The 21,830-nt window shown below is 38.2% G+C and carries 20 protein-coding genes and 1 riboswitch; of the genes, 12 read left to right on the top strand and 8 right to left on the bottom strand.

What is annotated here, in order from left to right; genetic code table 11:
* Positions 1 to 10: 10 nt before the first annotated feature.
* Together K9B36_RS05095 and K9B36_RS05090 are read left to right on the top strand one after the other, a co-directional pair.
* A complete protein-coding gene (locus K9B36_RS05095; RefSeq protein WP_223700899.1) occupies positions 11 to 550 on the top strand; it encodes an NADPH-dependent FMN reductase in 540 nt (179 codons plus the stop codon).
* 200 nt (positions 551 to 750) lie between these two features.
* Positions 751 to 1,212: an SAM-dependent methyltransferase gene (locus K9B36_RS05090; RefSeq protein WP_223700898.1), complete on the top strand. Its 462-nt coding sequence runs from the start codon at positions 751 to 753 to the stop codon at positions 1,210 to 1,212.
* A gap of 178 nt (positions 1,213 to 1,390) precedes the next feature.
* Here the strand turns inward: K9B36_RS05090 and K9B36_RS05085 are convergent, their stop codons facing one another.
* The gene (locus tag K9B36_RS05085) at positions 1,391 to 1,654 is read right to left on the bottom strand and encodes a YhdB family protein (protein ID WP_223700897.1); all 264 of its coding nucleotides are present in this window, start codon (positions 1,652 to 1,654) and stop codon (positions 1,391 to 1,393) included.
* 137 nt (positions 1,655 to 1,791) lie between these two features.
* On the opposite strand from K9B36_RS05085, the gene K9B36_RS05080 reads away from it, so the two are divergent.
* Positions 1,792 to 2,808, top strand: coding sequence for a M14 family zinc carboxypeptidase (locus K9B36_RS05080; RefSeq protein WP_223700896.1), 1,017 nt, complete (start codon positions 1,792 to 1,794; stop codon positions 2,806 to 2,808).
* Positions 2,809 to 2,975: 167 nt separating this feature from the next.
* Positions 2,976 to 3,140, top strand: a riboswitch (M-box (ykoK) riboswitch).
* A gap of 221 nt (positions 3,141 to 3,361) precedes the next feature.
* Positions 3,362 to 4,726, top strand: a complete 1,365-nt coding sequence (mgtE, locus tag K9B36_RS05075) for a magnesium transporter (RefSeq protein ID WP_223700895.1) — start codon at positions 3,362 to 3,364, stop codon at positions 4,724 to 4,726.
* A 184-nt stretch (positions 4,727 to 4,910) separates the two neighbouring features.
* Here the strand turns inward: mgtE and K9B36_RS05070 are convergent, their stop codons facing one another.
* The gene (locus K9B36_RS05070; RefSeq protein WP_223700894.1) at positions 4,911 to 5,768 is read right to left on the bottom strand and encodes a sulfite exporter TauE/SafE family protein; all 858 of its coding nucleotides are present in this window, start codon (positions 5,766 to 5,768) and stop codon (positions 4,911 to 4,913) included.
* Between the two features lie 153 nt (positions 5,769 to 5,921).
* Here K9B36_RS05070 and K9B36_RS05065 point away from each other — a divergent pair, with 153 nt between their 5' ends.
* The gene (locus K9B36_RS05065; protein WP_223700893.1) at positions 5,922 to 7,337 is read left to right on the top strand and encodes a SpoVR family protein; all 1,416 of its coding nucleotides are present in this window, start codon (positions 5,922 to 5,924) and stop codon (positions 7,335 to 7,337) included.
* A 283-nt stretch (positions 7,338 to 7,620) separates the two neighbouring features.
* Positions 7,621 to 8,205 (top strand): YdhK family protein, encoded by a 585-nt coding sequence (locus K9B36_RS05060; RefSeq protein WP_223700892.1) that lies wholly within the window; start codon positions 7,621 to 7,623, stop codon positions 8,203 to 8,205.
* A 400-nt stretch (positions 8,206 to 8,605) separates the two neighbouring features.
* Here K9B36_RS05060 and K9B36_RS05055 read toward each other — a convergent pair whose 3' ends face one another.
* From K9B36_RS05055 to K9B36_RS05035, 5 genes are all read right to left on the bottom strand, one after another.
* On the bottom strand, positions 8,606 to 9,265 hold the full coding sequence (locus K9B36_RS05055; protein ID WP_223700891.1) for a ferric reductase-like transmembrane domain-containing protein: 660 nt from the start codon (positions 9,263 to 9,265) through the stop codon (positions 8,606 to 8,608).
* A complete protein-coding gene (locus K9B36_RS05050) occupies positions 9,258 to 10,190 on the bottom strand; it encodes a F510_1955 family glycosylhydrolase (RefSeq protein ID WP_223700890.1) in 933 nt (310 codons plus the stop codon). Before K9B36_RS05050 ends, K9B36_RS05055 begins: the two co-directional genes overlap by 8 nt.
* Before the next feature lie 21 nt (positions 10,191 to 10,211).
* Positions 10,212 to 10,907, bottom strand: coding sequence for a response regulator transcription factor (locus K9B36_RS05045; protein ID WP_223700889.1), 696 nt, complete (start codon positions 10,905 to 10,907; stop codon positions 10,212 to 10,214).
* Complete coding sequence (locus K9B36_RS05040) at positions 10,904 to 12,265, bottom strand: sensor histidine kinase (RefSeq protein ID WP_223700888.1); 1,362 nt, start codon at positions 12,263 to 12,265, stop codon at positions 10,904 to 10,906. Before K9B36_RS05040 ends, K9B36_RS05045 begins: the two co-directional genes overlap by 4 nt.
* A gap of 189 nt (positions 12,266 to 12,454) precedes the next feature.
* The gene (locus K9B36_RS05035; RefSeq protein WP_223701006.1) at positions 12,455 to 12,739 is read right to left on the bottom strand and encodes a four-helix bundle copper-binding protein; all 285 of its coding nucleotides are present in this window, start codon (positions 12,737 to 12,739) and stop codon (positions 12,455 to 12,457) included.
* A gap of 399 nt (positions 12,740 to 13,138) precedes the next feature.
* Between K9B36_RS05035 and K9B36_RS05030 the strand changes: the two genes are divergently transcribed.
* The 3 genes from K9B36_RS05030 to K9B36_RS05020 are packed head-to-tail and all read left to right on the top strand — an operon-like array spanning position 13,139 to position 16,686.
* A complete protein-coding gene (locus K9B36_RS05030; RefSeq protein ID WP_223700887.1) occupies positions 13,139 to 13,891 on the top strand; it encodes a DeoR/GlpR family DNA-binding transcription regulator in 753 nt (250 codons plus the stop codon).
* Positions 13,888 to 14,799, top strand: a complete 912-nt coding sequence (pfkB, locus tag K9B36_RS05025; RefSeq protein WP_223700886.1) for a 1-phosphofructokinase — start codon at positions 13,888 to 13,890, stop codon at positions 14,797 to 14,799. The genes K9B36_RS05030 and pfkB overlap by 4 nt, the downstream gene beginning before the upstream one ends.
* 15 nt (positions 14,800 to 14,814) lie before the next feature.
* Positions 14,815 to 16,686 carry a PTS fructose transporter subunit IIABC gene (locus tag K9B36_RS05020; protein WP_223700885.1) on the top strand — a complete coding sequence of 624 codons (1,872 nt, stop codon included), beginning with the start codon at positions 14,815 to 14,817 and terminating at the stop codon, positions 16,684 to 16,686.
* Positions 16,687 to 16,731: 45 nt separating this feature from the next.
* Here the strand turns inward: K9B36_RS05020 and K9B36_RS05015 are convergent, their stop codons facing one another.
* A complete protein-coding gene (locus K9B36_RS05015; RefSeq protein WP_223700884.1) occupies positions 16,732 to 17,916 on the bottom strand; it encodes a chromate transporter in 1,185 nt (394 codons plus the stop codon).
* A 641-nt stretch (positions 17,917 to 18,557) separates the two neighbouring features.
* On the opposite strand from K9B36_RS05015, the gene K9B36_RS05010 reads away from it, so the two are divergent.
* The 3 genes from K9B36_RS05010 to K9B36_RS05000 all read left to right on the top strand — a co-directional run bounded on the left by K9B36_RS05010 (position 18,558) and on the right by K9B36_RS05000 (position 21,689).
* Entirely contained in the window at positions 18,558 to 18,995 is a 438-nt protein-coding gene (locus K9B36_RS05010; RefSeq protein WP_223700883.1) for a DUF6376 family protein, read from the top strand.
* Between the two features lie 48 nt (positions 18,996 to 19,043).
* On the top strand, positions 19,044 to 19,673 hold the full coding sequence (locus K9B36_RS05005) for an RIO1 family regulatory kinase/ATPase domain-containing protein (protein WP_223700882.1): 630 nt from the start codon (positions 19,044 to 19,046) through the stop codon (positions 19,671 to 19,673).
* Positions 19,674 to 20,369: 696 nt separating this feature from the next.
* The gene (locus K9B36_RS05000; RefSeq protein ID WP_223700881.1) at positions 20,370 to 21,689 is read left to right on the top strand and encodes a hemolysin family protein; all 1,320 of its coding nucleotides are present in this window, start codon (positions 20,370 to 20,372) and stop codon (positions 21,687 to 21,689) included.
* Positions 21,690 to 21,830: the final 141 nt, after the last annotated feature.

The raw sequence follows: 21,830 nt of genomic DNA, 5'->3' as shown, positions 1-21,830 counted from the left end.
AGAGGTATTCATGAAAATAGTAGTAATTAACGGAAGTCCAAGAAAGAGCGGCCGGACTGGTGTTGCATCTAGATTTATCCAACGTTCATACCATACAGATCTGATCGATTTAAGCGAGGGTGAAATACCATTATACAATGGTGAAGCCTATCAAGATGAGCTGGAAAATGTAAAAATGTTGAGGGAGAAGGTAAAGGGCGCCGATGCAGTACTATTACTATCTCCTGAATATCACAGTGGCATGAGTGGTGCTTTGAAAAATGCGATGGATTACCTTGGTAGCGTACAGTTTCATAGCAAGCCTGTAGGACTGATAGCTGTTGCAGGTGGAGGAAAAGGCGGTATTAACGCACTTAATAATATGCGAACAGTGGGGCGGGGAGTTTACGCCAATGTGATCCCGAAACAATTAGTGCTTGATCCACATTGTTTTAACTTGGAAAATGATACCTTGAATGAAGAGAGTGCTAACTTGGTGGATGCTCTATATAAAGAACTGACGATGTATGTGGAAATGCATCAATATGTGTTAAGAAAAAAAGAGGCCTGATTGTGGATAACGGGTTCCGTTTCCTATCGCAAATAAAGAAAATGTAGGGAAATGCTTATCAAATTGTATGTAATTTGATAGGTGTTTTTCCTGATATAAAAACCAATTCAACTAACTGGGCAGATTAGTGCAATAAGAGGGTAAATAAAATACAATAATTTGAGTTGTACATATGTTTAGTTTAGAAAAGAGGAAACTAAATGATTAGATTAAACCCTATTGGTGTTGCTTATAATGAAAGGCAAGAAATTGAAGATGACAACTGGGGGGGAGTAGTAAGTAAGATTGTTTTGGATAGTTCTCTTCCGGAAGAAGCATTTAACGAAATTGAATCTTTTTCTCACTTAGAAATCATTTTTTATTTTCATATGGTTGAAAAAAATAAAATAGTTAAAGATGCAAGACATCCGAGAAATGACAAAAGTCTTCCGAATGTTGGGATTTTTGCTCAACGTGGAAAAAATAGACCAAATCAACTAGGTCTTACAACTGTGAAGATAATCAGAAGAGAAGGTAGAGAAATAACTGTGGCAGGTTTAGATTGCATTAACGAAACGCCAATTTTAGATATAAAACCAGTAATGCAAGAATTTCTTCCAAAAGAACCGGTTACACAACCTGAATGGTCACATTCAATTATGAAGAATTATTGGACTTTATGATAGGCCCTTTGATGTTAAAGGGGAAAAAGGAACAATCGTCGCTGTCATACTTTTTAGGGTTAAGATGAAATCTAAAAATTAAATTGCCGATTATTAGTGACTTTTTACGAAGGATCTTAAAAAGCAGCAAACCAGGTTCTCCACCCCTGATTTGCTGCTTAATTTAATGGTTAAAGCTCTATACCATATACCCATGGCTTACTTCTTTATCATGGTCCATATCGGTCGTACTTACATTAACGGCATGATCAATATACCGCAACAGTTGGTACAAATTTAGCTCAATGGATTTATAATCCTTTGAGAAATTGTACGAATGTAAAAAGTGTTCAATATACTTGGACAACAAATCATCTTTTGTTCTCACCATCAATATGAGCAGATTATCCCATTCAGAACGATGGGTGTAATACAATGCACGATCATAGTCAACTGTGTTCATATTTTCCCTCCTCCTCTTGGTAAGGAGTGTTATTATTTTGACCTTTTTGCGAGCAAAATCCTCATTGTAAATGTTGGTCGTATCTCCAACGGATACTTAGGCAAAATAAAGGAAACGAACCTATTGAGGTGACTAAAATGCCTGCCAAAGCAGTAATTTTGCTTATAATTATGATAAATATAATCCCTTCTACAAGTCATGCACATATTGTAAATGGGAATGAATGGTACACGTATGAAAGAATGGAAGAGGATCTCAGAGGACTAAAAAGAATATATCGGCAGGATATGAAAATTGTTTCTATTGGGAAAACAGAATGGGGTAAAAATATTTGGGCTGTAAAATTAGGGAAGGGAGAATCCAGTATCATTATTCTTGGTGGGCATCATGGCAGAGAATGGTTAACTTCTTCGCTAGTGATGAGTAAGCTTGAGCATTATTTAGATGCTTATAGCAACCATGAGAACTTATTTGGATATAATACCTCCATACTCAATGAGGTATCCATTTGGTTTATTCCGATGGTAAATCCAGACGGCATTAGAATCCAACAGGAAGGAATTGATTTCCTGCCAGAGCATAAGCAAAAAGAACTTTTACTGATGAACGAAAATAATAATGATTTTGATAGGTGGAAAGCTAATGGAAAAGGAGTAGACCTGAACCGTCAATACCCTGCAGGATGGGCGGCTATAAGAAAAAGGCAATCTCCTTCTTATCAATTTTATAAGGGTGAATTTCCGTTAGAAGCAAGGGAAACGCGAGCGATTGTATCCTTTACTCGAAAGCAAGCTCCGCTGATGGCAGTTACCTATCACTCATCAGGCAGGGTGCTTTACTGGAAGTTCAATAAAAACAAAACAGCGCTGGAAAGAGATTTGGCGATTGCAAAAAAACTCTCCGATATAACTGGGTACAAATTGGATTATCCACAAGAACATGCTGTTGGAGGGGGTTTTTCAGATTGGTTTGCTACCGAGTTTGACAAGCCCTCTTTTACTCCAGAGATTTCCTACCCAGTTGAAGATACGAACCCGCCCCTATCGGTTTTCAGGGAAGAGTGGGAGCGAAATAAAAAAGTTGGTTTATTTTTAGCAACTGAGGCTAAAAGAAGATTCTTACGCAAAGAAATAAACGGACAAAAAGAAGAGTAGTTAAGCCCCTTTAGAGTTGTTTATTTTATCAAAAAAAGAAATATAATTTTATTAAACGCTTACAAAAGAAAACGAAATAAAATTAGTGCAAGTGTAAGAAATCAGCGCTGCTAAAAAAGGTTGACAGAGCTGGTTTTTCCCTTGTAGAGTAGTATGTATGAAAACACTTGAACCTTCGTTAGGTGAGGCTCCTGTGCTGGAGATACGCTGCTGCCCAGAAACGTCGAAAGACGCCAATGGGTCAACAGATGCCATCGATTTAAGGTGGTATTTAATGCAGCTGGGTTAGTCCTATGCCACACAGTGCTAAAGCTCTACGAAAGAAGGGAAATTAAAGGGGAAAGTATGCCTTTAAGCACCTTCATTCGCGATGATGGGTGCTTTTTTGATGAGAAAATTAAGAAAAAGGAGCTGGTAACAAAAATGGATAGTAGTCCAAGTCCGAGGACAAAAACATTAGAGGTACAGGATTCATATTTATTTTTGACTACCGCCCTTCAGAAGGTCTAATAAATGATTCTTGTACTCCTAGCAAGCAGAGGAGGCAGTGCAGATGATGCATAATATGACAGAAGATCAAATTATTTTAAATATCATTAACTTTTTAAAAGACGGTAAACGAAAGGCTTTTCAGGATATTATCGAAGAATTGCAACCGTACGATACCGCAATAATGTATGAGAAGCTACCAGAAAAGCATAAAATTCGATTTTTAACTTATTTAACGATCGAACAGCTAACAGCACTTATCCAAGAATTAAGTCAAGAGCTGCAGTTGGAAGTACTGAAAAAGATTGGTGTAGAGAAATCAGCTAAGGTTATGGATCGCATGGACAATGACGACCTTGCCACACTGTTTGATGAGATGGATCCGGAAGTGAAACGTGCCTTTTTATCAAAAATGAATAAAGAAGAATCTTCTGCTGTCCAAGATCTTATGAGGTATGAGGCGGAAACTGCTGGTCGACTAATGACGAATCGTTATGTGTGGATTCCGCAAGCATATACTGTCCGTGAAGTGGTCGATAAGTTAAAATCATTTGCGGAACTTGCAGAGACAATTAACTATCTTTATGTTATTGATGAAGAGAAACGTTTAGTGGGAGTTGTCTCCTACCGAGATTTAATTTTAGCGGATGCTACGGAAAAAATCATGGACATTATGTTTTCCCGTGTTATTTCTGTTCATGTTGATACAGACCAAGAAGAAGTGGCGCATATCATTGAACGCTATGACTTTTTGGCGGTGCCTGTCGTAAATGATGAGAAAGAATTGATAGGAATTATTACAGTCGATGATGTGATTGACGTTGTCATCCAGGAAGCAAATGAGGATATTGAAAAATTATCAGCATCTGGTAAGGATATCGATTTTGATACCCCGGCACTTGTTGCATCTGTAAGAAGACTGCCATGGTTGATATTATTACTTTTTATTGGTCTTATTTCTGGAAGTATTATCAGTGGTTTTGAAGATACATTAGATACCGCGGTTGCTTTGGCATTTTTCATGCCGATGATTGCTGGTATGACTGGTAATACAGGGACACAGTCATTAGCTGTCATTGTTCGTGGCCTTATTTCTCGTGATATCGATAAGAAAGTCGTGACGAAGGTTATATTACGGGAATTTGGAGTTGGAATAACAATCGGAATTACCTGTGCCATTCTTATTACGATTATTGCCTATGTGTGGCGTGGAGATTGGGTACTAGGTCTGGTTGTAGGCTCTTCCCTTTTTATTACCTTGATTATCGGGACTTTGGCAGGGACAGTCATACCATTGGTTTTATATAAATTAAAAATTGACCCTGCGATTGCATCGGGTCCACTAATTACAACAGTAAATGATATTTTGTCTTTATTGATTTATTTTGGCATTGCTACAGCATTTTTATCTTATATTAGTACTTCATAATGGAGGGCCATTTCTTTCAGTTGATTTGTGGACAATTGAGGGGAGGGGCCTTTTCAAATAGCTGAAGGGTATTTTTGGCTAGGTTCTGATTTACTTCCAGGTGTTCGCTTTTAGCAGAAGCGGTGAGAGAGCTCCATGAACGAAGACAATGGAGTCTCCCTCCAGTCGCTCCCTCTTTGCAAGGCTATTCAGCTGCGAACACTTTTTTTTGGATTAATCGTACAGCAAGGTAGACATTAACAAATATAGTATAGCCTCCAAGCGTTATTAGTCCAAGGATAGTCTGATCTAGCATCTGTAGAATTAATCCTGCCATGGTAACGATATAAAGATAGCCAAGTAACTTCTGAATGCTTTTATTTTTGACATAATTGGTGGCACGGGCGCCTAGTTGTGATCCGATAACTGCGCCACCGATTAGTAAAAATCCGATATCGTATGGTATGGGATTGTTTACTGCATAGGTGATAAATCCGGCAGTAACTATCAAGATAACGCTCGCTAAGCTTGTGGCAACGGCTTGCCTTGAAGTTAATGAATAGAATGAAATAAGTAGTGGTACAATGATAAACCCACCGCCTACTCCAAGAGTTGTAGAAAGAAAGCCACCAATCACACCAATAATAATGAGCGTCATAATAGAGGAAGAATTTGTTTTTTGATTAACGCTTTGCTGGTTCTTTTTTAACATTTTGAAGGCAAAATAAGAAAGCAAGACCAGGTACATTATCGGAATGACTATTTCATCATAGTTTTTTGCTTCAAGCCAATTAACAAAAGGATAGGCAATTTGAGTTGCGACGACCCCGCTAAATCCTATGATAAGTGCTGCTTTCCATTGAATATTTTTCATTTTAAAATGAGCGTATACACCAGATATAGATGTTCCTATCGTATACATTAAGCTTGTTGAGATGGCCTCAATGGGACTGTATCCTATTAGTAATAATACTGGTGTTAAAACGAATCCTCCGCCAATTCCGAAAAACCCTGATAGCATACTAATGGAGAAACCAATTACTATAAATAATAAAAATTCCATAAACCCACTCCCTGTAAAATCCCTAAGAAAAGTATAACACGCCATAATTCTATTATTCCCTTAAAACATAAAAGTACTGTTTATGCCAATCCACTTTCATGATATCCCAACCTTGTTCATACATTGTGATAAGAGGTAAAGGGAGGTAGTAAAATGAGAGCAGATGAAGAAAAGGCATTATTTCGGACGATTGATGAGATTACCGAGATTGCAAAAAGCTTTGGATTAGACTTTTATCCAATGCGTTATGAGATTTGTCCTGCTGACATTATTTATACATTCGGTGCTTATGGAATGCCGACACGCTTTTCCCATTGGAGCTTTGGAAAGCAATTTCATAAGATGAAGCTTCATTATGACCTTGGCCTAAGTAAGATATATGAGTTGGTTATTAATTCGAATCCATGTTATGCCTTTTTACTAGACACAAATTCTCTTATCCAAAACAAGCTGATCGTAGCCCATGTTCTTGCCCATTGTGACTTTTTCAAAAACAACTGCCGCTTTCAGAATACAAATCGCGATATGGTCGAAAGTATGGCGGCGACTGCTGAAAGAATTAAGCAATATGAACATGACCACGGCAAAGAAGAAGTGGAGAATTTCTTGAATGCCGTTCTTGCAATTCAAGAGCATATTGATCCTTCTTTAATGCGATCCAAACTTTCCTGGAGCATAGAGGACATGGAAGAGGAAGAAGAGGTAACGAAAAAAGCGAATGATTATGATGATTTGTGGAATTTGGATGAAAGAAACAAACCGAAGGCTGTTCCGAAAAAGAAGAAAAAGAAGTTTCCACCACAGCCTGAAAAGGATATCCTTCTTTTTATCGAACATTATAGCAGTGAGCTGGAGGAGTGGCAGCGAGATATTTTAACGATGATGAGGGAGGAAATGCTGTATTTCTGGCCGCAGATGGAAACAAAAATCATGAACGAAGGCTGGGCTTCGTACTGGCATCAACGCATTCTAAGGGAGTTGGACTTATCAAGTGGGGAGGCGCTGGAATATGCGAAATTGAACGCAGGGGTCGTGCAACCATCCCGCACAAGTATCAACCCTTATTACTTGGGAATTAAAATTTTTGAAGATATCGAGGAACGCTATAATAACCCGACAGAGGACATGATTCGAGATGGAATCAAACCAGGGTCCGGCCGGGAAAGAATGTTTGAGGTGCGGGAAGTAGAATCCGATATCTCCTTTTTAAGGAACTACCTTAATAAAGATTTGGTTATGAGAGAAGACATGTACCTTTTCCAAAAGCAAGGAAAGGATTACAAGGTTGTAGATAAGGCCTGGGAAGGGGTACGCGACCAGTTAATTAATATGAGGGTGAATGGTGGTTTCCCTTATATCACTGTAAACGATGGAGATTATTTAAGAACGGGCGAGTTATATTTGAAGCATTGGTATGAGGGAATCGAACTTGATCTAAAGTATCTGGAAAAAGTCCTGCCATATATTTATCAGATTTGGGGAAGACCGGTGCATATGGAATCTGTTATTGAAACGAAGAATGTGTTGTTTACGTATGATGGGAAAAGTATTCATCGGAAGTATATTTGAGCAAAGAGGGCAGGGCTACTGTCCTCTTTTTTTGTGTTTTTACTGTTTTTTGCAGAAAGACTAATAACATAATCTGTGAAATAAAGGGAACATCTATGTAGTAAAAACTCTTAATAGAATTTCCTATATGACGAAAAGAGTATAACGAATTTGCAAAAACTTTAATAGTACACTGCTGGATCTATAACTTTTTTTTGAAGTGATTATATGAATGTGGATTCTCCATATTTTCTGCAAAATTTCCGGGTATATTAGATATATTACTATAAAGGAGGAAACAAGAATGAAATGGAATAAAATAATAATGTATGGGGTTCTTTCGGCTATGCTAGTTTTATCAGCTTGCTCGAATAATGGAAATGATATTGTTTCAAATAAGAACGTTGAGGAAAACTCAGAAGCCGATCACTCAGGAATGGATCATTCCGGAATGGATATGTCAGGATCTGGTGAGGTTCCTGAAGGACTTGAGCAAGCAGAAAATCCTGCATTCCCAGTTGGAAGTACAGCGATTATAACAGAGGCTCATATGCCAGGTATGAAAGGTGCAGAAGCTACGATTGTTGGTGCATATGATACCACGGTATATAGCATATCCTATGACCCAACAGATGGTGGAAAAAGAGTCGAAAATCATAAATGGATCATCCATGAAGAAATAGCGGATAGACAGGAAGAGCCGTATGAAGCTGGAGATGAAGTAAAAGTGGAAGCTAAACATATGGAAGGTATGGAAGGAGCGACTGCAGTTATTGATTCAGCTGAACAAACCACGGTCTATATGGTAGACTTCACCTTGAAAGACAGCGGGGAAGAAGTAAGCAATCATAAATGGGTAACCGAAAGCGAATTATCCTCAGAAGAATAAGTAATAAAATAAAAATAGCTTGTAGCTGTTATTCTACAAGCTATTTTTTACTGAGAACGCCAGTTTCTGTACTCATTGTAATAAAGAATTTATGCATAGTCACTTCTTTAAAAAGACCTTTTTCGGTTTCAGCCTTTAAAAGGGGGTGGGACTTCAGTTTGTTGTCCCCTAACAAGAAAAAGTTCAACATTCAAATGTCTTTGCGATGGGGACCGCCGATTAAAATCCTACAGATTCAAGTGATACAGAATTAAAGTTAGCCTGGGACAATAGAAAAAACACCACTAAAAGATGAACAATTTTAGTGGTGCTTTATATGCCGCTATTGATTTCCGTTCAAGACTCCGCCTTCCGTGGTAGCCTGTGAGCCTTCTCGACTCTGTATGCAGGGTTTCTAAGACTAAAACATTTTTGCCCTCCCCTCTTTTTTGTTTCGCTTTCGGATGGTCCATACAAATCCAGCTATTTGAAATAAGTAAATCAAAACAATAATGGCGATAAAAGGGCCTTTCATCCAGTTAGGATTTTCCGGCTTGTGAAAATACAAAAAATAAAGAGTATGCAGCAAAATTAGAAGATAAAGAGTGCTAGTTTTGCTCTGTAAATAATTCCAGGCAGAGTTACCTAATTTTTTGATACTCAGATTGTTCGATGTAATCATTAAAAGCAGGTAGTATAGTACAGCAATTATTCCAATTGCATTAGCGAGTGCGAAACCAGGGTGCAAAATCCACTCTTTTCCAAATGGAGTAAAAATGAAAAATAATCGAGCAACATCCCATTCCACCCATCCATCTAGAATGATAATCGTATGAATAAGCGCAAGAATTCCAGACCAAACTCCTAAGGATCTTCGCCATGTAACCATTCCCTTTAAGACCGGAAAGATACGTACGATAGGTCCAATAATCATGACTAGTCCAAGCATGAATAATGAAACATCTGCGAAAGCACGATTCCATGCGTGCAAAGGAGCCCATTCATTTCTGCTTTGTACAATAAGATAACTCATCAGAAGGGAACAGACTCCGATAATGATATGCTTCCTTCCCCTACTCATTCGAAACGTTTCCTTCTTCTGCTAGTAGCCTCCAGCTTCCTCCATTATTCTTCGATTGATAAATGTCATTATTCAAGGTCACAGCTGTTATCTCTGTCCTATTTTCAGGATTCGTAGCAATAAACATAATGGGATTTTTACTGGATATCCCTTCAGGTAGGGCCAACTCGTCAGTAGTTTCATTTTTCAAATTGTATGTTAGTAATTTGGTTTCATTGTTTTCCAAGATAAAGTAAATCAGGCTGTCCTCCTGGTATTCCACTGATGTCACTGGATTTGAGCTAGTGAGCAATTTAAATTCATTACCAAAGTCAGAAGAGATAAACAATCCTTTATTAGTGGAAATAGCAACATTTTCGGAAACGGTAGGATGTGTAGCAATGTTTCCAATCGCATTGGCAGAGACTTCTTGCATAGAACTTGTTTCCCATGTTTCACCTTCATCAAGCGAATAATGGAGACCGATTTCTAAAGAATTTTCATGCTCATTAAAAACATATAACGTATGACTTTTATAACCTGCGGCAAGATAATGGAAGTCAATTTCTCCGTAAAAAGCAATCTTTTCAATGGAAGCTCCCTGGTCTTTACTTTTTACGAGTCCAAGGGGATTTTTTAAGTCGGAATTTAGAGTTGGATGACCGCTGGAAAAAAATTGCTCATCTGTCGCTTGGAATCCCATATAATCATGATTATTTCTACTAGTCTTGTACCATTTTCCTTCAGAGTATCGTAAAAGGCCGTGATGGGTTGCTAAAAATAATTTTTTCTCATTACCTAAGTAACCAATCCCATGGATATGATTGATGGTTTCTTTCTTTACTTCTATAAAATATTCATCATTGTTGTTCTGACCTTTACCTGAACATCCAACAAACAGAATACTAATTAATGCTATCAGGATAAATTGTTTCACTTTTTCCATTGCGAACCTCCACTGGTTTTATTAATTTGACTCGAATTTATTATTCCACCTATAACCGATTCCCCAAATTGTTTTTAAATGCTTGTCCACATTAAAACCTGCTTGTCGTAGTTTTTCTCTAAGGTTGCGAATGTGGGAGTCGATGGTTCGGTTTTCAGTCTCTGCTTTCAACTCCCAAATTGTAGAAAGTAGATGATCCCTTGAGAAGACCTTATCCGGATAATTTAAAAATAATTCTAGTAAGGAAAATTCTTTGGGTGTAACCGCAATAGGACTCCCATTATATGATAGCTTGTAAGAGAAAGAGTCAAGGGATAAACCTTTAAATAGTAATGGCTTTTCCTTTGTCTTCTCTTTACCCGAGCGGCGGAGTACAGCTTCAATCCGAGCTACAAGCACGTCTTCATTAAATGGTTTGGAAATGTAATCGTCCGCACCATTCTTCAATCCTTTTATTATGTCGCTGTTATCGTTTCGAGCTGTCAGCATGATAATAGGAATTTCACTGAATTCCCGAATAGCAGCTAATGCTTCCCAACCATCCATGGTTGGCATCATGACGTCAAGAATAATAAGATCGACTTCATGATCTCCAAGGAACCGAATCCCCTCTGAAGCAGTAGTCTTTTTGATACAGGAAAATCCGTGCGGGGTTAAATAGAGATATAAGAGATCTAGCATTCTTTGTTCGTCATCTATCAGTAAGATTTGATTCATCTATTCTTTGCCTCCTTTAATAGAATTGATACAGTTGTACCGACACCAAATTCACTGCTTACCTTCAACTCCCCCTCGTGGGCATCTACAATTTCTTTTACGATGGATAACCCCAGACCAACTCCACCTGTAAGACGAGAACGGGACTTTTCCACTCGAAATAATCGATCAAATATATACGGAATTTGATCCTCAGGGATTCCTTTCCCTTCGTCAGAAATGGTGAGTTTACAGGTATTGTCCTTTTTGCTTAATTCGATGGTTGTGGTGCCTCCATCTGAATACTTCAGAGCATTGTCCAATATATTTAGCACTACTTGTTCAAATCGCAATGGATCTATATTCACGTAGCATTCCTCTTTACGATTAAACTTAAGTTCAATGCCTGAATTGGAGAATACAGGATAAGCCTTATCGTAAATAGTCTGTAAAAATTCCCTGAATTGGACTTCTTCATTCATAATCGAAAATGAATTTTGATCCATTTTGGCCAATTCGAAAAGATCTTCAAGAAGGTTTGAAACACGAATCGATTCTTCATGAATGATCTTCAGGTATTCATTCTTTTGGCTCTCCACTAAATTGGGCTTTTGACCAATGTCAGCATAACCTCTAATATAAGTGAGTGGAGTACGGAGCTCATGCGATATACTTGCCAGAAATTCCTTTCGCTCCTGTTTCAAGTAGTTTAGATTACTTGCCAATGTTTGGATGGAATTTGCCAATTCACCAATCTCATCCTTGGATTTTACAGGGAGAGTAACAGTGAAGTCTCCTTCACTAATTCTCTTCGTTGCCTCCTTCATGGATACTAAAGGTTTGGTTAAAAGCTTTACTAAGATGATGTTTGTAATTACCAGGAAAAATAAAATAATGATAACAGCAATGGCGAAGTGATGATTTAAATCGGTAATCAAGCCTTTCATCTGGTTTGTGCTTTTTAGCATATAGACGGTTCCGTTTTCACCACTATTGGATCTAAAAGGTGAAGCAGTAGCTATATAGGATTGGGACTCCCAATCTGCTTCGATGACCTGATCGTCATTCGTAATCTGCAAAATAAAGAAATTTATTTCTTCGTTAAGGGCAATGGATGATTCGATAACATCACCATTTTGGTCTGTTATCACCACTTCTGTATCGGTTTTTGATTCCATTAACACGATATGTTGAAGTGTATTGTCGGTAAACGAATCTTCAAGAACATCTCTATGGCTAGCGCCTCTTGCCAATAGAGCCTCCTTTTCATTATCAATGAGAGTTTGGACGACATTTTGGTGAAGAAATAGCATGGAACCAGTTTCAATAATTAGTATACAAAAGAAAAACCAAAGACCTAGCTTGGTTGAGAACTTCATGAACCTCACCTACTTTATAATAAATATAGAGTATACGGAAATTATCGAGAAAGTTTGCAGATTTACAGAATGTAATATAAAAATCAAAATGAATTTCTCGCTGGATTAGATGTATGTATTATAGGGGTAGTTATTAGAAAATACAAAAAAAGACACGTCAATAAACTGACGTGTCTTAAAAAATCTACATTATGCAGTAATCATTCTTCTACAAGCTTCTGCACATCGAAAACATGCATCTGCACACTTTTGACAATGTTCGTGACTATGCTTACTACATTCTTCTCCACAGGCTTCACATATCTCGGCACATAACTTACAGATTGAATCCAGGAATGGGCTGTCTGATTGAATGGCTTTCGCTGCAAGGCTACAAATATCTGCACATTCGCGATCCAATCTGATACAGGTAGCCATCATTTTTACATCATTCTCATCTAAACAGGCATTAAAACAAATATTACAGGCTTCCATACAGGCCAAGCAGGCGTCCAAACATTCTTGATATTGACTTTTAGATAACAAAGTGGAAAACTCCTTTCAAGATTTTTTAAACATTCATGGTGTACCCGGCTAGCTAACTTATTAATACTTAAAATTGAAAATCCTTAAAATCTGCACAATATTGTAAAACTCCTGCCTACATGTCCCACCATCAGGGAGGGGGACAGCGCTGCATGCATTTAATTGGTATATTTTATAAACCTTAATTATGGAAATAGGGACCCTCTATTTCCATAGACCGCCAAAAAAACATACAAACCGTGAACGTTTTTGAATGAGAGTGATTTCTTTTGAACGTTTTTGATTGATTTTTGTAAATGCTTACATTACAATATGGATACATACTAAAGTTCTAAAAAAGGTGATGTCATGTTAACACCAGAAAGACAGCATAAAATCTTAGAATTAATTAAACAAAACGATGTCGTTAAATTACAAGAATTGGTTGATATTACAGGTGCTTCAGAATCTACGATAAGAAGAGACTTAAGTCAGCTTGAAGAAGAGAATAAGCTTAAGCGGGTTCATGGGGGGGCAGCAAGACTTCACCAAAAAGGTGCAGAGCCGAGCATTCAGGAGAAATCGTCCCAGAACCTTGAGGCGAAAAACAGGATTGCCGTCGCTGCTGCGAATCTAGTGGAAGAGGGAGATTGCATTTTCCTAGATGCCGGTACAACAACCTACCAGATGATTAACCACTTGGCTACTAAAAAAATCACGGTAGTCACCAATGGGTTTGCGCATATCCAGGCACTTATGGAACAAGATATTCCGACTTACATTGTTGGCGGGTATATGAAAAATAAAACCGGTGCGATCATTGGTAAAAAAGCAACTGAAAGCATTGAGGCCTATAATTTTGACAAGGCATTTATTGGTACAAACGGGGTGCATCTAACTAGTGGCTATACCACACCTGACCCGGAAGAAGCAGCAGTTAAAAGCCTAGCGATGAAGCATGCACAACAAGCCTACGTTCTTGCAGACGACTCTAAAATAAACGAAGTAACTTTTGCCAAGGTAGGAATACTAAAAGAGGCAACAATTATTACCAACTATTGCGATCCAGAATTGTTACCAGCTTTTGAAGAAAAAACATCCGTTATGGTGGTGAGCAAATGATCTATACAATTACACTAAATCCTTCCATCGATTATGTAATGCAAGTGGCATCTTTCAAAGAAGGAGCAGTCAATCGAGCAGAAAACACAATGTACTATCCTGGTGGAAAAGGCATTAACGTATCGAGAGTCCTGAAACGTCTAGGAGCGGACAATACAGCTCTGGGATTTACAGCCGGATTTACAGGAGATTTTATAAAAGCAAGATTAATAGAGGAACAGGTTTCCGTCCAGCTCATTGAGGTAGAAGGGAATTCTCGTATCAATGTAAAGTTAAAGGCTGATGAAGAGACAGAAATCAATGGAACAGGTCCTATAGTAGATGAGGATGCCGAAATTCGTTTGATAGAACAATTAGACAAATTGAAACCAAGCGATTATGTAGTAATTGCGGGTAGCGTACCTAGTACAGTACCTGCCACTATCTATAGAACGATTATGAAGAAATGCAATGAACACGAAGCAAAAGTGGTGGTGGATACAGGAGGTTCTTTATTAAAAGATTTACTCGCCTACAAACCTTTTCTTATCAAACCTAACCATCATGAATTGGGAGACCTTTTCGGAGTATCCATTCGCTCCAAAGAGGAAGCCATTGAATATGCAGGTAAAATACATGAACAAGGCGTGGAAAACATTGTAGTTTCCATGGCAGGAGAAGGCGCACTTCTTTATTCAAATAGTGGTATTTTTATAGCCAAGGCACCTAAAGGTAACGTAAAAAATTCAGTCGGAGCTGGCGATTCCCTTGTGGCAGGATTTTTAGCAGGATACTTACAGCATAACAACATTGCAGAAGCGCTCCAATATGGCATTGCTTCTGGAAGTGCAACTGCGTTTTCTGATGATCTTTGCCAAAAAGAAGAAGTGGAAAATTTACTACAAGCTGTAACCATAGAGAAATTATAAGAGGGGGAAGAGAAAATGAAGATTACAGATTTATTAACGGTAGAAACCGTAACGCTTCGTCTGCAGTCCGGTTCAAAAAGCAGTGTAATCCGTGAACTAGTGGACACTTTGGATCGTGCAGGCAAGCTTAGTGACAAACATGCTTATGAAGAGGCAATACTTGCAAGAGAAGCTCAAAGTACAACCGGAATCGGGGAAGGCATTGCCATACCTCACGCCAAAACAAAGGCGGTAAAAACACCAGCCATTGCTTTTGGGTTATCTAAAGAAGGAATAGACTATGAGGCACTAGACGCACAACCAAGTCATCTTTTCTTTATGATTGCTGCGAGTGAAGGAGCAAACAATGCCCATTTAGAAACATTATCACGCTTGTCCTCTATGCTAATGGACACAGAGTTTCGTTCAAGTCTTCTTAACGTAACGACAAAAGAAGAGGTTATAAGCTTAATAGATAGAAAAGAAAAAGAATTGTACGAAGAGGAAGAAAAAGAGAAAGAAACTACTTCCGATGACAAAGGAATAATTCTTGCAGTAACGGCGTGTCCAACTGGTATCGCCCATACGTATATGGCGGCAGATGCCCTTAAACAAAAAGCAAAAGAATTAGGTTATACGGTAAAAGTGGAAACGAACGGTTCTGGTGGAGTAAAGAATGAGTTGACGAAAGAAGATATCGCGTCTGCTGCCGGAATTATTGTAGCAGCAGACAAACATGTGGAGATGGAGCGCTTCAACGGGAAAAAAATCATTCAGGTTCCCGTCTCGCAAGCTATTCGTAAGCCTGAAGAACTGCTCAACAAGGCAAGTAGAGGGGAAGGAACGACTTATACTGGAACAGGAAAGTCTTCTGATTCTGAAGGTGGAAAGGGACGTTCAGGATTTTATAAACATTTAATGAACGGTGTTTCCAATATGCTTCCTTTTGTTGTAGGTGGTGGGATACTAATCGCATTATCCTTTATGTTTGGTATCAACGCAGCTGATCCTAATGATCCAAGTTACCATTGGTTCGCGGAAGCATTAATGACGATAGGTGGCGGGAATGCCTTCGGATTAATGATTCCTGTATTAGCCGGATTTATTGCGATGAGTATTGCAGATCGACCAGGTTTAGCAGCAGGTATGGTTGGTGGATTGATGGCGGCTACTGGGGGAGCTGGATTTCTAGGTGGTATTATCGCCGGGTTCCTTGCAGGTTATACTATCTTAGCATTGAAAAAATTATTGAACGGCTTACCTTCCTCATTGGAAGGTATAAAACCTGTGTTACTATATCCGTTATTTGGTATCTTCATTACGGGTATGGTCATGCTTTGGTTAATTACGCCACTGAAAGCATTTAATGAAGGCTTGTCAACATGGTTAACTGGCTTAGGCGGAGGAAATCTTATATTACTTGGTTTACTCTTAGGGGCAATGATGGCTATCGATATGGGTGGCCCAATTAATAAAGCTGCCTTTACCTTTGGAATAGCGATGATTGATGCTGGAAACTATGCACCGCATGCGGCAATTATGGCAGCTGGAATGGTTCCACCGTTAGGATTGGCTATTGCTACAACTTTGTTCAAAAAGAAATTCAACAAGCAAGAGCGTGAGGCAGGTAAAACTTGTTATGTAATGGGTGCCACCTTTATAACAGAAGGAGCAATTCCATTTGCTGCAGCAGATCCGATGAGAGTTATCCCTTCTGTAGTGGTCGGTTCAGCAGTAGCTGGAGCCTTAACGATGGTATTTGGAATTGGACTACCAGCGCCACACGGCGGAATTTTTGTTATACCTATCATAACTGGAAGTATTTTATTGTATATTCTTGCGATTTTGATTGGTGCGTTTACAACGGCACTAATGGTTGGATTGTTAAAGAAGAAAGCAACAGTATAATGAATAAAGAAGGACCATTCCCTTTTGTGGAATGGTCCTTAGATATTAAATTAAAGTTATTAATGTTCCACCAATAGCTCCTGAAACCACAACAATCCATGGTGGAAGCTTCCAGAACACCAGCATACTAAAGAGAATAGCGGCAAAAGCAAAGTCTATTGGAGCTATAATAGAGCTTGTCCATATTGGCAAGTAAAAAGCAGAAATAAGTATTCCTACAACCGCTGCATTTACTCCCATCAAGGCTGCCTTTACTTTCACATTACTACGAAGAGAATCCCAAAAAGGCAGGGTGCCTAATATAAGAAGAAATGCTGGAAGAAATATGGCGAAGGTCGCAAGCAAGCCACCTTTCCAACCATTGATGACTGCTCCAATGTAAGCAGCAAATGTAAAAAGTGGTCCTGGTACTGCTTGTGCTGCACCATACCCAGCTAAGAAAGCTTCCTCACTAATCCAACCAGTCGGAACAAATTCTCTTTCCAATAAAGGAAGAACAACATGTCCACCACCAAACACTAAAGAACCTGATCGGTAAAAGCTATCAAACATGGCAACCCAATTTAGTGAAGTAGCTTCTCGAAGGATTGGCAAGAGTATTAGTAAAGCAAAAAATAAACTCAAACAAATTGTAGCAAAACGCTTAGAAATAGGAAATTTGATGCGGGAGTCATCCTTAGTAGCCACTTGTTTAAAAAGGATATATCCAATAAAACCAGATAGTAAAATGACCACAACTTGTGTAAAGGCCGTTTGCCACAAAAGTGTTCCTAGCAGGGCAAATAGTGCAATAGCTTTTCTTTTTAAATCAGGTGTTAAGTTGCCGGCCATCCCTAATATTGCATGGGCAACCACTGCAACAGCCACAATCTTCAAGCCATGAATCCATCCAGCACTATCGATATTCATTCCTTGTAATATAATCGCAAAGACTATGAGTGCGAGGACAGAAGGAAGGGTGAATCCGATAAACGACACGATCCCCCCTAACACACCAGCTCTCATTACTCCTATTCCAATACCAACCTGACTGCTTGCTGGACCAGGGAGGAACTGACAGAGCGCAACAAGGTCAGCATAGCTTTTTTCATCCATCCATTTTCTTCGACGGATATACTCTGTATGGAAATACCCTAAATGTGCGACTGGTCCACCAAAGGATGTAAAACCCAGCCGGGATGATACCATTAGGATTTCCAAAAGAGATTTTATTCGACTTTCATTACTCATTTTTTTCACCTCTGTAATTTTATGTGCTTAGTTTTGTTAAATACTTCCTGCGGGCTAAAGGCGAATTACGCCGGGCAGTGCTGAAGCTATCTTGACAATGGATGTGAGCCCTAGCGTCTACCGCGATCTCCAGTTGAGGTCTAATTTTCCTTGAGCACAAAAGGATATGTCTTTCTAGAGAAATATACCATATCTTATTTTTTGAACCAATCGATATCTATTAAACTTTACATAAACTATATACTTTATGAACAGGAAGAGAATAAACTGCACTTGACTGTCGGTGGTATTTGGGCTATGATGTATTTAATTACAATTTTAATATATTTCCCAAAGGGGAGTAGCTATACAATAAAGTCGTCATTACGGGAATCTTTCCTCGGCTTTATTGGCAACGGATACGTTGTTTGCGAGACCTTTGTCAGTATTAAATTCTGGCAAAGGTCTTTTGTGATTTCAGAGACCTTTTACCGAAATGGTAAAAGGTTTTTTTATAGGGAAAAGAGGAGGAGAAGAAGATGATAAAAAAACTGATTAAAGTATTTATTTTAAAAAAAGGTGCAGATATCGCCCGGAAAAAAGTAATGCCGGTTGTAATGAAAGAAGTTAAAAAAAGAATGAAGAAATAAGGAGAGATTGCTTTGAAAAAATGGTTAGTTATACTTGCAATGATATCTACTGTTGTATTAAGTGGTTGTTCATTACTAGAAGAGGTTAATAATTCATTGGAATATGCAAACAAAGCAAAAGATCATATTCAAACTTGGCAAGATTTCGCGGAGGGAGCTCCACAGTTAATTCAAGAAGCTGCAACTAATGAAGAAACAAAAGCTGAGTTGGAAAATGAGCTAAACTCTTTATTATCCGAAATAGATACTTTTAATCAAACAGAACCACCTGCTATTGCAGAGGATTTGCACCTACAAATAACCGAAAAAAACGAAGCGATTAAAGAAATCATTGAAAATGCTAAGGTCAATGGAGAATTAGCAGTAGAGAATTTGCAGAACTCCGAGCTCTTTACATTAATAAACGAAATTACTACGTTAATGAATTTAGTGGAAGATCTAGGTAATTAGTATGTCTTGCTTTTCTTTTCAATGCTAGGGGGAGGTGAGGTCGTCAATATGGAGCAGGTACTCTTAAAATCCTATGATCAATTGGCTAATACGGTAAGATTTAAACATTCTATGCGTGGATGCTTTATTAAAAATAAAGACAAAGCTCTGACTAAGATTGGTTACGGTAGAAGTGCTTATGTTTTTAGAATTGGAGCAAGCAACCAGGTTCTCAAAGTCTTTTATCCTCCGTATGAACATTTAGCAAAGAAAGAAGCGATGATCTACCAAAAGCTAGAGGGAGCCGCTTATTACCCGAGGTTATATAGTTATGGAGATAACTTTTTGGTGATTGACTATATTGAAGGCTTTACACTTTTTGAATGCCTTGCTAAAGGGGTTGAAATTGAGAAGCATTACATTGATTTTATTGATGAAGCACTTGATTTAGCTAGGGAAAAAGGTTTAAATCCTTCTGATATTCATTTGCATAATATCATTGTGACCCCGAATAAAGAGATTAAGCTGATAGATGTAGCTCGTTTTGAGCAGACTAAACGGTGTTCCCAATGGGCGGATTTAAAATCAGTCTACTATAACTATTACTTGCACCGATTTTTCCCGAAAAAAATACCTGCTTCCTTGATGTACTTTATCGCAAAGTTATATAGGAAGAATTTATTAAAATATTTTTATTAAAGTAAAGAAAAACATGTATTCCATGTTTTTCTTTACCTTTTTTTAGTTAAGGTAAATGTGGAAGAAGAAGTGGAGTAAATACATGAAAAGTAAGGTGAGGGACGGATGAGATACCAGAAAAAGTAGAACTATTACATGAAAAGCAAGGTGGAGGCTGGAGGATGTACCAGAAAACGAAAAGCAGGTACATGAAAAGCAAGACGGAGACCGAATGATTTACCCAAAAAAGCCGATAACGAAGTAGCTATAAGGAGGTTGCGTCCTTTGTCCATAAGAAAATATCCACTTTTCTCAACAACTATTGATACCTCACTAATCTGCTAAATGCACGCTAGTTGAAGTTGACTTTTTATCACAATTCTTATATTATTAAAGTAATAGTTTAAGAGTGAAACTATTGCTCTTTAAAGAGCCTATAATACTCCAAAGGGGAGTAGCTACAGTTATGTCGTCCATTCAAATGGGTTGTGTATCATTGGCTTAACTGGCAACAATTATTGTTGTTTGCGAGACCTTTGCCTATTAGGTAAAGGTGATATAGATGGGAAAACCTTTACCGACTAACTAGGATGGTGAAGGTTTTTTATTGTTTGCGGGAGGGACGTATCATCATTTAAAATTATTAATAAGTAATTACCTAATATCAGAAAAAATGAAAATTTCACGGAGGTGAATCCCTCATTAAGAGGGAATCTATTGGACAGTATAACGATTATTAACTTGCTTTTAGTTGCATTATTGATTGCACTAACGGCTTTCTTCGTAGGTTCAGAGTTTGCAGTAGTAAAGGTACGTATGTCACGTATTGATCAGTTGATTGCAGAAGGAAACAAAAAAGCGATTGTTGCAAAAAAATTAATCAATGATCTTGATTATTATTTATCTGCCTGTCAGTTAGGTATCACAGTTACAGCTTTAGGTCTGGGGATGCTCGGGAAGCCTACAGTAGAGGGACTATTATTACCGCTTTTTGAAGCGATAGGAGCTTCACCTGGCTTAACTGATTTCATTTCGTATGCTGTTGCGTTCTCTTTAGTTACTTTCTTGCATGTGGTTGTCGGAGAGCTTGCTCCAAAGACATTGGCAATCCAGTTTGCTGAAAAAATGACATTAACACTTGCTGCTCCCTTGTATTGGTTTGGTAAATTGATGTATCCTTTGATCTGGACATTAAACGGATCAGCACGTATTTTGCTTCGTGCTTTTGGAGTCCAGCCTGCAGGCCATGATCAAGCACACTCCGAAGAGGAATTAAAATTAATAATGGCTCAAAGCTTTGAAAGCGGAGAAATTAATCAGGCAGAACTATCCTATATGAAGAATATTTTTACCTTTGATGAAAGAGTTGCGAAGGACATTATGGTTCCTCGTGTTCAAATGGTCACACTATCTCAAACCTTCACACGTGAAGATATTATCGCAGTTATTGAAGAACATCAATATACTCGTTATCCTGTCACAGAAGATGGCGATAAAGATAATATAATCGGATGTGTCAATGTAAAAGAAATGCTAACAAGTATTGTTGCAGGTCGTGAAAGTCAATTAACGGATTTTATCCATGAGCTGCCTCTCATACATGAATTCACATCCTTGCAAGATGCATTATTAAAAATGCAGGCTGAACATTTCCATATCGCACTTGTAATTGATGAATACGGGGGAACAGCAGGTATTTTATCAATGGAAGATATATTAGAGGAAATTGTCGGTGAGATTCGTGATGAATTTGATGAAGATGAAGTTCCTGAAATAGAGCAGCAAACTGAGGGTGTCTATTCTATCAATGGTCGCGTACTCCTATCTGAACTAGAACAGGAATTTGGAATTAAATTCTATGAAAGCGAAGATATCGACACAATTGGCGGTTGGATACAAGTTCAAATGCAGAATGCTGAAGAGGATTCTGACGGAACTTATCAACAAGGTGACCATATCTGGTCTGTCCTTGAAATGGATAATCATCAGGTAAAGATGGTGGAACTAAAAATCGGTGTGCTATCTGAGAGTAAATAACATAAACAGGCATTGCTTCATACTTGAAGCAATGTTTTTTTTGTGAAAAAAATACCAAAAAATATTCATTACTTTCGACCTATTTCGACTAATAAGGTGTAATAAATTGTATATACTATGTAGGAGGACTTATATAACTAA

The sequence above is a fragment of the Sutcliffiella deserti genome (genome assembly GCF_020037475.1).
GTDB classification, from domain to species: Bacteria; Bacillota; Bacilli; order Bacillales; family Bacillaceae_I; genus Sutcliffiella_A; species Sutcliffiella_A deserti.
This window is presented reverse-complemented; position numbering and strand designations above follow the sequence as displayed.

What these genes read in the sequence shown, in the direction of transcription:
- K9B36_RS05030 (WP_223700887.1), top strand. Translation starts at nt 13,139, where the DNA reads ATGTTAACACCAGAAAGACAGCATAAAATCTTAGAATTAATTAAACAA.
- K9B36_RS05035 (WP_223701006.1), bottom strand. Translation starts at nt 12,739, where the DNA reads ATGGAAGCCTGTAATATTTGTTTTAATGCCTGTTTAGATGAGAATGAT.
- K9B36_RS05020 (WP_223700885.1), top strand. Translation starts at nt 14,815, where the DNA reads ATGAAGATTACAGATTTATTAACGGTAGAAACCGTAACGCTTCGTCTG.
- K9B36_RS05065 (WP_223700893.1), top strand. Translation starts at nt 5,922, where the DNA reads ATGAGAGCAGATGAAGAAAAGGCATTATTTCGGACGATTGATGAGATT.
- K9B36_RS05060 (WP_223700892.1), top strand. Translation starts at nt 7,621, where the DNA reads ATGAAATGGAATAAAATAATAATGTATGGGGTTCTTTCGGCTATGCTA.
- K9B36_RS05005 (WP_223700882.1), top strand. Translation starts at nt 19,044, where the DNA reads ATGGAGCAGGTACTCTTAAAATCCTATGATCAATTGGCTAATACGGTA.
- mgtE (WP_223700895.1), top strand. Translation starts at nt 3,362, where the DNA reads ATGATGCATAATATGACAGAAGATCAAATTATTTTAAATATCATTAAC.
- K9B36_RS05045 (WP_223700889.1), bottom strand. Translation starts at nt 10,907, where the DNA reads ATGAATCAAATCTTACTGATAGATGACGAACAAAGAATGCTAGATCTC.
- K9B36_RS05090 (WP_223700898.1), top strand. Translation starts at nt 751, where the DNA reads ATGATTAGATTAAACCCTATTGGTGTTGCTTATAATGAAAGGCAAGAA.
- K9B36_RS05040 (WP_223700888.1), bottom strand. Translation starts at nt 12,265, where the DNA reads ATGAAGTTCTCAACCAAGCTAGGTCTTTGGTTTTTCTTTTGTATACTA.
- pfkB (WP_223700886.1), top strand. Translation starts at nt 13,888, where the DNA reads ATGATCTATACAATTACACTAAATCCTTCCATCGATTATGTAATGCAA.
- K9B36_RS05055 (WP_223700891.1), bottom strand. Translation starts at nt 9,265, where the DNA reads ATGAGTAGGGGAAGGAAGCATATCATTATCGGAGTCTGTTCCCTTCTG.
- K9B36_RS05070 (WP_223700894.1), bottom strand. Translation starts at nt 5,768, where the DNA reads ATGGAATTTTTATTATTTATAGTAATTGGTTTCTCCATTAGTATGCTA.
- K9B36_RS05085 (WP_223700897.1), bottom strand. Translation starts at nt 1,654, where the DNA reads ATGAACACAGTTGACTATGATCGTGCATTGTATTACACCCATCGTTCT.
- K9B36_RS05015 (WP_223700884.1), bottom strand. Translation starts at nt 17,916, where the DNA reads ATGAGTAATGAAAGTCGAATAAAATCTCTTTTGGAAATCCTAATGGTA.
- K9B36_RS05050 (WP_223700890.1), bottom strand. Translation starts at nt 10,190, where the DNA reads ATGGAAAAAGTGAAACAATTTATCCTGATAGCATTAATTAGTATTCTG.
- K9B36_RS05080 (WP_223700896.1), top strand. Translation starts at nt 1,792, where the DNA reads ATGCCTGCCAAAGCAGTAATTTTGCTTATAATTATGATAAATATAATC.
- K9B36_RS05095 (WP_223700899.1), top strand. Translation starts at nt 11, where the DNA reads ATGAAAATAGTAGTAATTAACGGAAGTCCAAGAAAGAGCGGCCGGACT.